Annotated in this window: 14 protein-coding genes; 1 reads left to right on the top strand and 13 read right to left on the bottom strand. The window is 64.4% G+C overall.

The features are described 5' to 3' along the window. Positions 1-505: 505 nt before the first annotated feature. The 12 genes from DFI_RS18890 to DFI_RS18835 all read right to left on the bottom strand — a co-directional run bounded on the left by DFI_RS18890 (position 506) and on the right by DFI_RS18835 (position 10,707). Complete coding sequence (locus DFI_RS18890; RefSeq protein ID WP_027462711.1) at positions 506-985, bottom strand: hypothetical protein; 480 nt, start codon at positions 983-985, stop codon at positions 506-508. A gap of 113 nt (positions 986-1,098) precedes the next feature. Continuing rightward, positions 1,099-1,710, bottom strand: a complete 612-nt coding sequence (locus DFI_RS18885; protein WP_027462710.1) for a hypothetical protein — start codon at positions 1,708-1,710, stop codon at positions 1,099-1,101. Positions 1,711-1,865: 155 nt separating this feature from the next. Then, positions 1,866-2,063, bottom strand: a complete 198-nt coding sequence (locus tag DFI_RS18880; protein ID WP_155864529.1) for a hypothetical protein — start codon at positions 2,061-2,063, stop codon at positions 1,866-1,868. Then, the gene (locus tag DFI_RS18875; RefSeq protein ID WP_043777858.1) at positions 2,060-2,446 is read right to left on the bottom strand and encodes a hypothetical protein; all 387 of its coding nucleotides are present in this window, start codon (positions 2,444-2,446) and stop codon (positions 2,060-2,062) included. The genes DFI_RS18880 and DFI_RS18875 overlap by 4 nt, the downstream gene beginning before the upstream one ends. A gap of 1 nt (position 2,447) precedes the next feature. Continuing rightward, positions 2,448-2,681, bottom strand: coding sequence for a hypothetical protein (locus tag DFI_RS18870; protein ID WP_027462707.1), 234 nt, complete (start codon positions 2,679-2,681; stop codon positions 2,448-2,450). Positions 2,682-2,732: 51 nt separating this feature from the next. After that, positions 2,733-3,890, bottom strand: coding sequence for a hypothetical protein (locus tag DFI_RS18865; RefSeq protein WP_027462706.1), 1,158 nt, complete (start codon positions 3,888-3,890; stop codon positions 2,733-2,735). A gap of 87 nt (positions 3,891-3,977) precedes the next feature. After that, positions 3,978-4,427 carry a hypothetical protein gene (locus tag DFI_RS18860; protein WP_027462705.1) on the bottom strand — a complete coding sequence of 150 codons (450 nt, stop codon included), beginning with the start codon at positions 4,425-4,427 and terminating at the stop codon, positions 3,978-3,980. Between the two features lie 255 nt (positions 4,428-4,682). Then, positions 4,683-5,555: a hypothetical protein gene (locus DFI_RS18855; protein ID WP_027462704.1), complete on the bottom strand. Its 873-nt coding sequence runs from the start codon at positions 5,553-5,555 to the stop codon at positions 4,683-4,685. A 634-nt stretch (positions 5,556-6,189) separates the two neighbouring features. Continuing rightward, positions 6,190-7,617 carry a replication initiator protein A gene (locus DFI_RS18850; RefSeq protein ID WP_027462703.1) on the bottom strand — a complete coding sequence of 476 codons (1,428 nt, stop codon included), beginning with the start codon at positions 7,615-7,617 and terminating at the stop codon, positions 6,190-6,192. Positions 7,618-7,697: 80 nt separating this feature from the next. Further along, a complete protein-coding gene (locus tag DFI_RS18845) occupies positions 7,698-8,849 on the bottom strand; it encodes a bifunctional DNA primase/polymerase (RefSeq protein WP_027462702.1) in 1,152 nt (383 codons plus the stop codon). Next, positions 8,846-9,661 (bottom strand): GspE/PulE/PilB domain-containing protein, encoded by an 816-nt coding sequence (locus DFI_RS18840; RefSeq protein ID WP_027462701.1) that lies wholly within the window; start codon positions 9,659-9,661, stop codon positions 8,846-8,848. Before DFI_RS18840 ends, DFI_RS18845 begins: the two co-directional genes overlap by 4 nt. Further along, positions 9,658-10,707: a hypothetical protein gene (locus DFI_RS18835; RefSeq protein WP_118376049.1), complete on the bottom strand. Its 1,050-nt coding sequence runs from the start codon at positions 10,705-10,707 to the stop codon at positions 9,658-9,660. Before DFI_RS18835 ends, DFI_RS18840 begins: the two co-directional genes overlap by 4 nt. Before the next feature lie 223 nt (positions 10,708-10,930). Here DFI_RS18835 and DFI_RS18830 point away from each other — a divergent pair, with 223 nt between their 5' ends. Beyond that, positions 10,931-11,446 carry a hypothetical protein gene (locus DFI_RS18830; protein WP_155864528.1) on the top strand — a complete coding sequence of 172 codons (516 nt, stop codon included), beginning with the start codon at positions 10,931-10,933 and terminating at the stop codon, positions 11,444-11,446. Positions 11,447-11,910: 464 nt separating this feature from the next. Here the strand turns inward: DFI_RS18830 and DFI_RS18825 are convergent, their stop codons facing one another. Then, complete coding sequence (locus DFI_RS18825; protein WP_027462698.1) at positions 11,911-13,524, bottom strand: hypothetical protein; 1,614 nt, start codon at positions 13,522-13,524, stop codon at positions 11,911-11,913. Positions 13,525-13,554: the final 30 nt, after the last annotated feature.

Here is a 13,554-nt window from a genome sequence, read left to right as displayed (position 1 = left end):
CGGTCTGATGCAGACCGTACGGAAAAGAAGCCTGGGTGACCGGAAGATCAGTCAGGCATGCAGGTCAGGGACCTGGGGGCGGCGCGGAAGGACTCAGAGTCACTCCGGGCCAGGGCGCTGCAGTTCAGGGCAGCTTCAAAGCGTTCAACATCTGGAGCACAGCGCCGCACCGGACGTCTGACGTGCTCGTACCCAGAATCTCCGGGTGGGGGTGAAAGTGGACAGGGCGCGGCTGAAGGGCGCGTGTCCAGAAGTTCTGCCGGGGAAAAGGGGCCTCGGCAACGTCCTGCATCATTCCCGACCAGAGGAACGACTCGAGTATAAACGGAAAAACCCGGGAACAACAAACACCTGTGAGGGTGGCGTGTTTCCGGGCTGCGCCGCAGAATGACTCTGACGGGCACCACAACTGACGTTGCGTTCCTGACCGCTACTCAGGGCCGCACGACACAACCGGTCAGGCTGCAGTGTCGCGGGCACACAGTTCCTGGCAAGAACGGCCAGGTTACGAAAGGGCAGCGCGCGCCTTGCGCCTTCGCTCGGCCAGATTGGCCTTGCGGTAGGCAAGTAGCACGCGGAACAGGTGCATGCCGATGGCGGTGGCAATACCGAGGACGAGAATCTCGGCGCTGTCAGTGGTGATGGCCCGGTAGCAAGCAGTGGCGAGCCCAGTCAGGATGGCGCCCCACAGAAGGGTGATGCGCGATGCCGCTGTCTTCACCAGAACGACTGCGGCCTGGGACGGTTTGCTGCGGAGGCGTGCCGGGAGCTTCTGCATGTTGACCACGGCCGGAGCGATGACTTCGGACAGGGACAGGCAGAAGGCGACGACGAGCGCGGCGAACACCTGCTTGGAGGTGGTGTCGAGCTGGGCGTTCAGCACCAGCAGCGCGGTCATGATGCACAGAACGTGATACCAGAACATGACCTTCAGGGGGTATTTGGCGCTGTGCTTCTTCAGGAAATACATGTTGGGGGTCTTCATGCGAATCCTCCTCAGGATAAGTAGACGTTCAGGGTGCCGAGGCCACCCGTGAACAATTCAGGGTGGTCATTCCGGCTTCTGGGCGTCTCGGACCCGGAAGAGGACGTGGAAGGTTAAATCAGCCGGCGGCGTGGTCCCCGTCTGGAGCGGGGGCGCCGGACGGGAGCTTCAACCGGTGGTGGAGTGTCGCCGAGAATTTCCAGAGGAAACGGCGGCGAGTACTCCAGTGGTGTGCTCTGGGCCGCGGTCCTGGCCTTAAGGGCCCGGTACTCGTGCTGGAGCATGTAGCGGGCGTACGCGATGCGCAGCACCTGGAAACTGACCGTGGCCAGAATCAGGGTGGTGAGCTTCGCGCTTTCGGTGTCCCAGACCTGGTCGTTGACGGTGAGAACCATGGTTCCCAGGACGCTGACGAGTTCAGTCTTGGACGCGACCGCCTCCGCCACCAGGTGGTGAAGGACGTTCCCGATCCGGTAGTTGCCGTCCGCTTTGAGGCGGTCCATCACTGGCCGGGCAAGAAACGTGCTGCTGAGCCCGACGATCACCGCGAGGACCGCTGCGATCTTTTCTTCCTTGCTGCTCAGGTCCGTCACGAGCAGGGGAAGCAGGGCGATGACGATGCACAGCAGGTAGTACGCGCTGTACAGCTTGGTGGTGGTGAAATTGCCGTCAGTGACGGTGCTGAAGTACTTGTTCTCGTACTTCTTCTTCTCTTTGTGTTCCATGATTGAAGTCCTCCTCAGGACGGTTAAGGGTTGAGGTTCAGGGTGCCGGAGCCAACCTGAACCGGGGTTACAGGTTGAAAATCCAGCCGCCTGGGGAACTCGGTCCCGGGAGGATGGGGTCTGGTGGGAACAGGGGGGGCCTGTTCCCGTTTGGGTTAAATCAGTTCGTTGGCGTACACGCCGTTCAGAAATCTCTGCACGGCGTCGCGGATCTCCTGAGTGGCACACTGAACGGCTTCCGCAAGGTACGGCGCGCTGCTGCGCACCTCAAGCTGCTCTCCGTTGGCGAAGTGCAGCATGAACCCGCAAGGAATCTTGTCAATGTCGATCAGGGTCATAAGGGTCACCTTCATGGTAGGGACACGAGGGTGAAATTCGGCCAGGGCTTCCAGCGTTCTGCGAAGCGGTCGTGTCGCCAGGCGATGATCACCGCACCGTGCCGTGCCGCTTCGTTCAGCTTCTCGCTGACCTTGCGTTCGGCAGTGGCGCGGGGGTGCCCGGCCAGAATCAGGGTGATGAGGTGGACTGCTTCGTTGCCGACGGCATAGAAGAGCCACCGCACGTCCTGACCGTCCGGGGTGCCGGCGCACAGTGCGGCGGCAGTTGCCTCGGCGCTCTGGCGGACGGGCGCTGGCGCGTCGAGTTCCTTCCAGGCCAGCCGCAACTGCTGCGCGGTTGGGCCTTGGGGATTGCGTGCCAGGGCCGCGTACTGGGTGAAGCTCCGTGGACGGGCCATCTCAGTACCTCACCTCGACGACGTCGGGGAGTTGAGACGCCGCGAGCAGCAGGGCCAGCGCGCCAGTCGGTGCCTGCACAGGCGCCCACTGGGCTTCGTGCACCTTGACTTCCCAGCCCGCGTCGGTACGCCGGGCGCGCAGGGTCACCACCGTGTCGGGGGTGCGAACGCGGGCGTACTGACTGCAGGGGCCGTAACCAGTGATGGGGAAGTCGGGCTTCAGTTCGATGTTCATCGGGTCCTCCTCAGGACGCGTGAGGGCGGAAAAAGGGGGCGGGTTCGCAGGTCAGTCGGCGGCCTGCGCCTGCTGGAAGTGCTGCTCGATCTCCCAGGAGGGCAGGTAGGCGCCGAACGTCCGGTAGAACGGGCGCTGGTCGTGGACGGTGCCGGTGAAGGTGCCCTCGGCACGCACGGTCTGAACCCTGCCTGCACGCACTTCGGCGCTCAGGGTGAGTCCGCCGTGCGTGGCGCTCAGGTCGCCGTGCTCGTAGCGCAGCTGTCCTGAGGCGGGGTCGAGGACGTACCAGCGGCCGGTGTGGTCGCGGGTGTCCGGGTGACCAAGCAATCCGCTGACGGTCAGGGTTGTCGGGCATGTCCACTCGGCGGCGCCGCGGGCTGCGTCGTACTGGGTGGTCCAGCCGGCGCCGCTGGAGCTGAAGCTCAGGCGGCGGTAGTGGCGTGGGTCCGTCAGTACGAGGTGACCGGGACTCAGGGAGTCGATCACCCAACGGCGACCCGCCAGGCAGTGCTGAGCAGCGTAGTCGCCAGGGAACGTGCGGGCCTGTTCCTCGAAGAGGGCCTGCCGCGACAGGTAGATGCGCGTGCCGGTCACGAAGGTCTCGTGGCCGATCAGGGCGACGTCCTCACTGGCAAACGGCACGCTTCTGATGTCGCCAGGACCAAGAAAGGTCACGGGCGTGTGATCGGGCAGGCCGGTGTCGGCCGCGTAGGTGTCCACGGCGCGGTACAGGGCGGCTCTGGCTTCGTTCGAAGTCAGGCTCAGCGCTTTGCGAACCCGGGTGACGGTGCTTTCGCACAGACCGAATTCAGTCAATGCCGATGCCGTGAGGTCGACCGTGCCGGAAAGATAGATCCCGGCTCGGTGCTCGGGAATGTCGAAGCTCTCGATGCAGCGGCGTCCCTCGTCAACCAGCAGCCCATGGCTGATCTGAATGACCTGGATGCCTTTGTATCTGGGGTTCTCCCACACGCTGAGGTACGTCTGGTACCCCTGCGACGGGCGTTCCACCCAGCCGTGAGGGACCGTGAGACGGTCCGTGGCTCCGAGAAACACGTCAATGTCCTCGCCTGGTCGGGCCCAGCTGCTGTCGATGGCGTGTCTCGCTGCGCCGCCGCCGACAAACGTGGTCGTGGGGTCCGCATTGAACGCTTCGGCGATGGCTTTGATCAGGCTCCGGTGGGCGGACAGTTGCAGGTAACGCATGTGATCCCTCCTCAGGGAAAGCCGAGAAGGGAGAGCGCACTGCGCCCCCTTCTCGGAAGAATGGGGGCGGTGGCCGGTGTGGATGGGTTAGGGCAGGGGGTGGCCGGTGAGGGCCTCGTGGACCAGGGGCAGGACGTCTGGACCGTGCCCGGGTGCGCTGATGCGCTTGCCGAGCTTCCCAGTCAGGCGTCTTCGCCAGGCTTTCGACCAGCGGTCGGGATTCGCGGGGTCGCGCGCCATCAGCTGATGGTGCACGTACCAGGCGGCCCATTGGCTGGTGATGCCGTCCCCGAAGCCGTACAGGCTGTTGAGGACGGCGAGGAATGCGAGTGAGTCGCAGGTGGTGCACCATCCCGATGGGAGCGTGATCTCCGGGTCCGGGTGGCGTTCCAGCCAGTCCTGCACCTGGTGGTACAGGGGGCGGGTGGTGTTCAGGCTCCTGCGCTCACGGGGAGTGCAGTTGGCGGCTGCAGTTCGCTCCAGCTGCGCGGTGGCAGCAGTGACGAACGTGCGAACGTCGGTCGTATCGACGTGCATGGGGTTTCCTCCTCAGAACAAGGTGCAGGAGCCGGTCGGCCACCCTGCACACGGTGCGAAAGTGGATTTCCGGGCTCAGCCTGCGGCTGAGGGGAAGAAAGAACAGCAAGGGGCAAGGTGCGGCTGACACGTGCCCGAGGGTTTTGCCAGGGAAGGGGGGCCCCGGCAACGTCCTGCATCATTCCCGACCAGAGGAACAGTGTCAGCATAGCAAATCCCCCTCTGAAGCTTCAGAGGGGGAGAGGGGAGAGGCGCTCAGACCGGCGCGGCGGCGTCCTCAGGGGTCAATGCGGCGAAGCTGACCTTGATGTCGTCGCCACTGATGTCCGGAAGCTCCGCGTCCGTCAAGGGCGCCACCGCCTGCACCTGCGGCTCCGCCGGCTGTTCGAGCGTGACGCGGTCAGGGGCGGGAGCAGTCCGCTCCCTGCGCTCGCGCTTCTGCTGGGGGCTGGCAGGCGCCGTCGGGGCCTGGCCGGGCGTCCGGGGGCCCTGCTGGTCACGCTTGCCCTTGCGGGGGCGTTCCGTGCGGCGCTTGAAGTCCGCTGCCAGCTCAACATCCTGCCGGTCGAGCTCGAAGGTGTAGTGGGTGGTTTCACGGCCCCGCGGGTCGATGGTGCTCTCGGCGATCAGGCGGCCCCCGGCCACGAGGCGGTCCCCGGCCTTGCGCTTCCCGAGCGCCACGGCACTCTCCCCGTAGGCGACGGCCTGGATCAGGGCGCCGGCGGGGTTGATGGCCAGTTGCAGCTTCGTGGCGACGCCTGCCTTGCCGAAGTCCTGAACCACCGGGTCCTGCGCGAGCGTGCCAGCCACGAGAACGCGCTGAAGGCCCAGGGGACGGACGTGGCCCTTGTCCTGGTGGGTGCCGCCCTGGTTCCCGAGGTTCTGCACGGCGGAGGGAATCAGCAGCAGCTGGCCGGGCGCGTCACTGATCGGCTGGAGGCGGGCCTCGATCAGGAGGGTGTCGCCTGGTTTCGCCCCGCCGAGCAGCTCAGGTTTGAGCACCCGGAATTCGAACGGGACCTGCTGCAGGCGGCCGTACTGGTTGGTTTCTTCTACCCCGGCGACCGTGAAGGACTTCTCGCGGGGCAGGTGCTGCAAGCAGCCCAGGATCTGAATCTTTGCGCTCATAGGTCCAGTGTCCCGGTCGGTGGGTGGTTTCCACCGGAGCGAGGTCGCGTCTCCGGCCGGGTGCGCCCGGAGTCCTGCCGGTCATGCCAGGTGCTGCGGAGCCCCCTTGACCTTTTTGATGATGGTATGTTTTTAAGATCTTCTAAAAGAAATGATGTCATCATCATAGGCCCCCCTGAGATACGTCTGGCACAGCATCAAACCCCCGTTTTACCTCCAGTTCTCCGTGTCATTCCCTCCAGTCTTCCGTGCCTGATCCCTCCAGTCTTCCGAAAGTTCACCTCCAGTTCTCCGACAGTGTCGTGTGTTTCACCTCCAGTTCTCCGATACCAATCCCTCCAGTTCTCCGAGCCCAACGAGGCTCTTTTCACCTCCAGTCTTCCGATAGTGCCCTCTGTTCACCTCCAGTCTTCCGATACGGACAGTCGAAAACTCCTCCAATCTTCCGATACCTTGATAGCCTCGCCTGGAAGTGCGTCCCACACGGCATTTCCGGCTTTTCACCTCCGGTATTCCGATACGACAAATTCCAATTCCCTCCAGTTCTCCGGTAGGCGGTCAGGAGTGATTCGGCGGGGCAAAAGAAGGGCCCCGCCGGTCAGACGAGGCACTTGGGCTGCTGGTGGCAGTTGGTTTAGGGGAGGTTCTGGAGAGCCGTTTGCACCGCCTCACCTTGAAGCAGGACCGCGTTCTTAAAGGCACGCAGGTCCTTGACGGTGATCTGCCGGGCAACAAAGCGCGCACGAAGCATGTCGGCGTCTTCAATGGCCATGCCCCTGGCCTGGAGCATTTTGAGCATGAAGCCAGGCAGCAAGATGTCGTACGCCGCTTCAGGGTCGAGCGCTGCAAGCCGCTCGTCCTCATCCACCTCAGGCTCCGGAACTGCGGCACTCGCAGGCACAGGGGCTGGCCGAGCGGTGGCGGCCTTATTGGCCTTCTTTGCCACCACAGCGGTGGTCTCAGCCTCGCGCGCAATGGAGGCTGCCTCGTCAAGCAGGCGGGCCATATAGGCCCCCTTGTTGTTGATGGGCGAACCTTTTTGCTCGTTCAGCTTCAACTGCCGGTCGAACTTCTCAACCACAGGAAGCACCTGGTCGCCCAGGAGAAGAACGAACGACGAAGCGCGCCCAGCGTGAACTCCACGGGCCGTCAGCAGAGCGACAAGCTCCGGGTCTGCGCTGGCTGCTGAAGGCAGTGCAGCCGGCATGCCATGACTGAACGTGTAGTGCACCCGGGTCTTCAGGCCGCGGCCCACGAAGTCCACTTTCGCCAGATAGTTGTGTTTCAGGAGTGGAGCGTGCATGCGCTCCAGTGCCCGGCGCATGTTGTCTGGCCTGGAGGCCAGGACGCCGCTGTCCTGGGCAGCTTTCACCATCTCCATGCTTTTGACGTACGGCATGGACTCGCCGTTCAGCTTCGCTTCCGCCAGGTACCCGTCAAGCATTCGGTACATCTGGCGCGCCCCCACACTCGGAAGCACCTGGTACAACCCCAGGTCCAGCGACTTGATGTACCCGGCCCTGATCGAGCTGGTCAGCACGTCATTGAGGCGAATCTTGAGGACCGAGCGGCTGTCGAGATTCATGCCGCTGCCCCTCGGCTTCCTGTGCGTGCGGGTCAGGTTGTCGATGATCCTGAACGATTCCGTCGTGTACCGCTTCTCGACCGGGTCGTACCAGGCCTCGGAGATGTTGAAGGTGGTGTTGAATACCCGCTCAAGGCCCTGGGCAAGGGCGTCGTAGTAGTACCCGGAGGTATCCAGCCCGACCAGTTTGAGCAGCGCGTAGGCCGTGGTGCTGACGACCCCGTCGCTCGGGCAGCCGAGATCGATGTACATGTTGATCAGGGCGACAAGGATATCGTTGTCGCTGCCTCGTGCCAGACCGATGCCTGGAACGCCGATGCAGACCAGCTTTCCTTCGACGCCATCTCTGATGAGGATTGGCCGTTCCAGCCTGAGCAGGCCCTCTGGAAGTCGCTCCTGGGCAGGGATCAGGTTCAGGGTGGCGGCATTCCATTCGTCATGGCCTCTCATCGTGTCCTGATCTCCAGGCGAATCCATTTGTTCAGTGTACGGACTGTGTTGCCGGGCGGCATGATCATTGGGTACCTCTGGATGCAGAACCTGCAGGGTGCAGGCGTTTAGTGCTTCTTCCGGTCGAGCAGCAGCAGCAGGTGCGTGAGGCTGAGTTTCTGCACAGCAGCCTGCTGCAGGAGCGTGGGGGCGATGGATTCGAAGAGCTTCCTGGCGCTCCGTCCCGTCTCGCCTTCACACCCGTGCAGGCACCGCATGGCGTAGTAGCGGTCATCGTCGGACAGCACCGGCCAGGCGCTGACCAGGCGGGTGAGCGGAGGCAGGGCGTGTGGTTTGGGCTCCGGAAGCTTCGGACCGCGCTCCCGCTTCTTCCACGGGGCGCGGGCGGGTTTCAGGTAGGCCTGACGCAGGGAGGTCAGGGCCTCGCTGAGCGGGTAGTCCTCGCGTTCACCCTTGGCGTTGTGTGCCGGGACCAGGGACGCGTAGTTGTGCATGTATGCCTGCGCTTCGCCTTGCGAGAAGTCGTTGTCGCGCAGCTGCGTGGCGAGCCAGAACCCCGCAGCGTTGCGCCCTTCACCTTCATGCGCTTTGGTCAGCGCACGCTGGAGCAGGGTTTCCGCCAGGGATTCGGATTTTTGCGGCACGTACCCGCGGGCGCGGAAGGGGACCGGCTCGTCACTGGGCGGCGCGGCCAGGCCGAGCAGGTCCTGGACGTGCGGAGGCAGCAGCGACGGACAATCGAGCTCGTGGTGGTCCCTGAGCGGCACGTACCGCATGGATCCGAACGCTGTGGGCGCCGTCACGGCGTACCCGCCGTCCGCGCGGATGTCGACGCCCTGAATGGCGGCGAGCTTCGCGTTGGTCTGGCTCTGAAGGGTCCGGACCCGCCAGCCGGGGTGACGCACGTACCAGTGCAGGCCCCCAGACCGGGTGCGGACGTGCGCGCGCTCCGTCAGGCCCCAGTCGTTGAAGAGCCGGATGCCTTTCTCCCCGTCGGCGTCAATGATGACCAGGCGGCTGATCCCCCCGCAGACCAACCCCAGACCCGTCTGCGGCTGCTCCAGCCAGACGCGCAGCATGTCCGCGGTGGGCCGGTGCTCCATCAGGGGCTTCCAGGACGCGTTCTGGCCCACCATGTGCCCGGTCTTGAGCAGGGCCGCCATGTGGGGCATTTTCGAGGCGTTGATCGGCAACAGGCTGCGGCCCAGAGCGAGGTGCTCCAGGCCTGTCTCCAGCAGCGCCTGTTGGGCGGCGTTCAAGTGCTGACCTCGACAGGACGGGCCGCCGATTCCTTCTTGAGCAGCTCGTCGATGATCGCCCGGGTAACGATGGCCGGAATGATGCGCAGCCGCGTCTGTTTGTAGAGCCGGTCGATGGCTTCCTGGTCCTCCGGATCGGACATCAGGACCACGAGGTTGCCGCCTTCGAGGTGATGTGGGTAGGCGCTGGACATCGCTTTGGTGCTGAGATTGATCAGGCCGATCACTTCCGGGTCCACGGGGTCGGTCCGCACGTCAATGAACCGGTATCCGCGTGTCAGGGCGATCACTTCCGCGCGCTGCTCCGGAGTCATGCGGATGCTCGCGCCGGTCTGCGTGAAGGTGACGAGCGCCACGGCTTCCGGTTCGGTCATGGACGCCTTGATCAGCACCTGCGGGTACGCGAGGTCGAATAAGGTGCGCCAGGCCGATGGAGGGATCAAGGCGTGCTTCAGGACCCGTCCGGGAAACGCGGGGTGAGGGCCGTCAACCATGCCGGGGTCGTAGGTAACAACCTGGAGTTCAGGCCCACGTTCGCGGTGAGGCAACAGGCCTGTGCGCAGCACCAGGTCGTAGGTCATCAGGTCCGAGAACATGACCCGCAGGCTGCGGTGGTCCGGATGAAATTCGCGTTCGCTCTCCAACGCGAACTGCCTCCAGATTTCCGTGTCGTTGGCGAACAGTGACAGGGCGTTGATCACGTTGCTGCCCTTTTTCACCTCCTCCTGGCAGCGGTGGAACTGCTCGTGATCCAGGTGGTTCAAGGTCAGCAGGTGGCCCAGGGTGAACTCGCTTTCCAGCACGCTGGTCACGGGGATCTCCGGACGTCCGCGCCTGCATACAGGCCACCGACAATTTCGCGAACGACGCGCGCGAGCTGGTGATGCGGTTTCTCGATATCCGTTTTGAACCGCAGGTCCTTGGCCTTCATCTGGCGCCCAACGCCGCGCATGGCCTCCCGCATCTCAGCGTTTTCCTGCAGGGACTTTGGGTTCGCCCACAACTGCCCGATCACGGGGTTGGCGTTGCTGATCAACACGGTGCTGGTGCGCGGCATGAGCTTGAACGCCCATTCCGTGGCGGCCGCTTCAGCGAGGGCCAGGCTCGGCGCCGGGAGCGTCTGCACGAAGCGGTGTGCGTAGGACTTGCCCCACAGGAGTGCCGCGACGTAGGCCCTGCGTTCGTCGGTGACCGAGGCCGTATACAAGTGGTACTCGACCAGCTGAGGGCCCAGGATTCCATTCGCGGCCAGTCGCGCGAGCGTGCCGCCCAGGTCGTGTGGCAGCGGGTACGCTTTTTTCACCCGGCAGCCGTACTGCCGCAGGAACCGCTGTGTTTCCTCGGTGTAGTTCGCCTCGCTCCACAACTGCTTGTACGGCGTGGTCAGGATCAGGTCCGACAGCGCGGGGGCGTTTTTCAGCGCGGTTTCCAGGACGTGAGGGAGCACGGTATCGAGCGTCTCGCGGGTCGGGTAGCGCATGAAGCGCAGGTTGTGCTGGTCCCGGATGCAGATGCCGACGCTGTTGGTCTGCCGCTCGCCCTTGTCCGTAACGCCCAGGATCGTGATGGTGCCCGTCTGCCTCGGCCCGCTGCTCTCTCCCCGGCGCGCGTCCAGGCTGATGTCCACGGGATCCTGGTTCATCACGATGTGCGCGTTGGGGTTCTCGCCGGTCGCGTCGCGGAACCGGTTGTCCCGCGGCAGTGATCTCCGGTGCGGGTTGCGGCCCTTCGTCCGCTGCGGCTGCGCTGGGGACGTCTCCGGCGCTGCAGGTGTGGCCGGCGTCGCCTGGACGCTCGTGGGCGCCAGTGTCGCGGGCGTGAGGGCCGGCAGCGGTGACGTCTGGGCCGGCGAGGTCATTGTCGAGGTGGAGGGGCTCGGCGAGTCCGTCGCGGTCAAGCTCTGTTTCCTGAATTTGGGCGATTGTGTCATTGCTGGATGCCTCGGCGGTGGGGGTGGCGCTGGGGATGCTGGCCAGTTCGGTGACGGCCAACGGCTTGGGAGCGTGGACGTAGGCCGTCTGCTCCAGGGCTCCGTAGAGGGTCATGCATCCCACGGTGCTGCTGCGTACCCTGCCCTGCCGGTGCAGTTCCTGCAGTGTGTCGATCACCTGGTCGCGCTCGAGGCGCGTGGCGCGGGTGACTTCGCTGACGCTGCACGTCTGGGCGCCGTGCTTCCGGCGCGTTTCGAGGTACGCCATGATCTTGCTGGCGTGCTCGTTATCGAGGTCCTGAACGGTCACTTCCGTCAGTTCGTACATTTTCGTCCGGCCCTGCGCCCCGTTGCGGGTGGAGGTGACCAGGCCGTCTTCCGTGAGTTCGGTCAGCAGCTGACTGAGCAGGTCGGTGCCGAGCAGCTGGCCGAGGACCGGTTTGCTGCGCAGTTCGCTGGGCGCCTTGCACCCGCGGCGGATCAGCAGCAGCAGGTGTTGTTTGAGGTCCTGCTTGAGTTGGGCCGCGTCTTCCTTGCGGACGTAGACGGGCTTGGATTTCGACCAGCGGATCACGCGGCCGTCGTCCACCATCGCCTGAAGCCGCGGGCGGGCGTGAATGTAGGCGTTGGTTTTGTTTTCCCCCGTCTGCTCAGCGTAGGTGGCTGAGAGCTCGCGGGCAGTGGCAAAACGCTTGGTTTGAAGAATGTCCAACGTGCGGTGTTCCGGGGTAAGAATCACGGGGTCTCTCCAAGGAGAAGCAGCAGCACATGCTGCGTGGACCTGCGGGCTGCCGGGGGGGAGGCAGCCCGGCAGGGTGGGCCGGGGGGAGGTTCGCTGTTTTCCTGTTGGGGGCAGGTGTGTTTGAAGGGGGGGATTCAAACACTAAAGAGGGGAGGACTGCAGGCAGGCGGGTAGGCTGCTGGCGGATGGGGAGGAGTCCGCCAAGTTTTCCGGTGAGAAAACTAATATGATTGTAAACGATCAGTGATTCCATTGATGCCAAGCGTGTCAGGCGAAAAAAACCCGAATCGAGCCCAGTGCGTAAATCAATTTTGGAGCGGACGCGCCTGGTCATGACCGGCGAAACAGCGGACGCCCATCATCGAGGGGCGCCCCGCTCCCGCTCCGGCTTACGCCACGTCGGCACTGAGACGATCAAACACAGCCTGCGCCTGTTCCTCAAGCATCGGATCCGGCCAGGGCCAATCAGTGAACGGCGCCAGACACATGGCGAGCTGGTGGCGTTCTCGGTCGGTGAGGTCACGGTCCAACCGGGCATCGACGGCCTCGAAGAACTCCTGGTACAGCTGACACCGGTACGCGTGCAGGGCGCTGTTGGGCGACTCGTGAGGCAGGATGCCTTCTTGCAGCAACTCAGCGGCATTGTCGAGGTCCCCGCTGCGGATGAGGTCCTGCAGGGCGTCGGTATCGAGCAGGACGTGATGCTCCCCAAGGGTGTAGCTGCGGTGCTCGGAGACGACCAGGTCCTGCCGGGTTTTCTGACGCAGGCTGTAGATCAGCTTCGCGACCTGCATCTTGGCGCTGCGCCGGTCATCCGCGCTGAGGTACTCCGGATTCATATCCATCAGGCTCTGAATCAGGTCGTCGGAGCACTGGTAGCTGTCCTCCCGCCGCTTGTTGATCAGCAGCAGCGCCAGCAGCCGGGCCGCGTTCCGGGTGAGACTGCCGAGGTTCAGCGGCCCTTCCGGCGTGAGGATCTGCGGGTGTTCCCCGAGCAGCTGAACGTAGTAGCTGTGCGTCGCGTGTTCCGGCACTTTCAAAGGCCCGACGGCTTCGTTCAGCGCGTCAAGCGCGCAGGCGTCGAGGTGGCCGGTCAGCCGCAGGTGGTCGCGTGTCCAGGTCAGGTCGTTGGGCTGCGCGAGCGCGGCGCTGCACAGCTCGTCGGTATCGCCGTTCTGCCAGGCGGCGTACAGGCGCCGGCGGGCCTCGAGCCGCGCACTGGCGCAGGGGATCTCCAGGGCCACGTCACGTTCGCCGAGAAGCGCGGCGGCAATCGCGCGGTGGGTGTGAACGGTCGGCAGGTCCTGGAGTTTGCGGCTGAGCTCCGCCACTGACGCGGCCTGGCGGTCATGGGCGTACACCTCCAGTTGCGGCCCGCCGAACAACAGCAGATTGAACAGGTCGCGGCCGCGGGCACTGCGCCGGATGTTGCGCTGGTGCTGCTGCGCCGTCTCGATGTCGAGATCGACCGTCAGGCTGCTCTCGCACAGTTGCTGCGTGCGCAACAGCAGGTGGTGTTCCGGGTGGACCTGTTCGCTGAGTTTCAGGTACCGCCTCGCTTCAGTGAGGTCAAACTGCTCCAGCGCGTTCTGCACGCTGAGCCACAGCAGGATGCAGCGCTGCTCTGCGGCGAACGTCGGCAGCACCCAGCATTCCTGCAGCCAGAGGGAGGCCTTCTGATACTCGCCCGCGTGATGCCAGCGAATGGCCTCCGCGAGGAGCTGGAGTGTCGCGTGTTCCTGACCTGGAGCGCTGTCGCCGGCGCTGGGCGGCACCTGAATCAGGGCCTCGATTACCCGCTGCCATCCGGGATGGTGCTGCATTGCCGCGCAGGCCTGCTCCGCTTCGCCGAGCTGGAGCAGAGAAAGGGCGTACAGCGTCTTGGCCTCCTCATGCCCGGCCTTGGCCAGCACCTTGAGCGCCGTGTGCGCCTGACCGAGGTGGCCGCTCTCGAAGAGGCTCTTGACCTGCTTCCAGTCTGCTGTTGTCACCACCGCGCTCATCCCCTTCAGTATAAAGACGCTCAACTTCTC

The sequence above is a fragment of the Deinococcus ficus genome (assembly GCF_003444775.1).
In the GTDB taxonomy this organism is placed as follows: Bacteria; Deinococcota; Deinococci; order Deinococcales; family Deinococcaceae; genus Deinococcus; species Deinococcus ficus.
Note: the sequence above shows the minus strand (reverse complement) of the source record. Positions and strands in the feature narration are given on the sequence as shown.

What these genes read in the sequence shown, in the direction of transcription:
- DFI_RS18890 (WP_027462711.1), bottom strand. Translation starts at nt 985, where the DNA reads ATGAAGACCCCCAACATGTATTTCCTGAAGAAGCACAGCGCCAAATAC.
- DFI_RS18885 (WP_027462710.1), bottom strand. Translation starts at nt 1,710, where the DNA reads ATGGAACACAAAGAGAAGAAGAAGTACGAGAACAAGTACTTCAGCACC.
- DFI_RS18880 (WP_155864529.1), bottom strand. Translation starts at nt 2,063, where the DNA reads ATGAAGGTGACCCTTATGACCCTGATCGACATTGACAAGATTCCTTGC.
- DFI_RS18875 (WP_043777858.1), bottom strand. Translation starts at nt 2,446, where the DNA reads ATGGCCCGTCCACGGAGCTTCACCCAGTACGCGGCCCTGGCACGCAAT.
- DFI_RS18870 (WP_027462707.1), bottom strand. Translation starts at nt 2,681, where the DNA reads ATGAACATCGAACTGAAGCCCGACTTCCCCATCACTGGTTACGGCCCC.
- DFI_RS18865 (WP_027462706.1), bottom strand. Translation starts at nt 3,890, where the DNA reads ATGCGTTACCTGCAACTGTCCGCCCACCGGAGCCTGATCAAAGCCATC.
- DFI_RS18860 (WP_027462705.1), bottom strand. Translation starts at nt 4,427, where the DNA reads ATGCACGTCGATACGACCGACGTTCGCACGTTCGTCACTGCTGCCACC.
- DFI_RS18855 (WP_027462704.1), bottom strand. Translation starts at nt 5,555, where the DNA reads ATGAGCGCAAAGATTCAGATCCTGGGCTGCTTGCAGCACCTGCCCCGC.
- DFI_RS18850 (WP_027462703.1), bottom strand. Translation starts at nt 7,617, where the DNA reads ATGGATTCGCCTGGAGATCAGGACACGATGAGAGGCCATGACGAATGG.
- DFI_RS18835 (WP_118376049.1), bottom strand. Translation starts at nt 10,707, where the DNA reads ATGACCTCGCCGGCCCAGACGTCACCGCTGCCGGCCCTCACGCCCGCG.
- DFI_RS18825 (WP_027462698.1), bottom strand. Translation starts at nt 13,524, where the DNA reads ATGAGCGCGGTGGTGACAACAGCAGACTGGAAGCAGGTCAAGAGCCTC.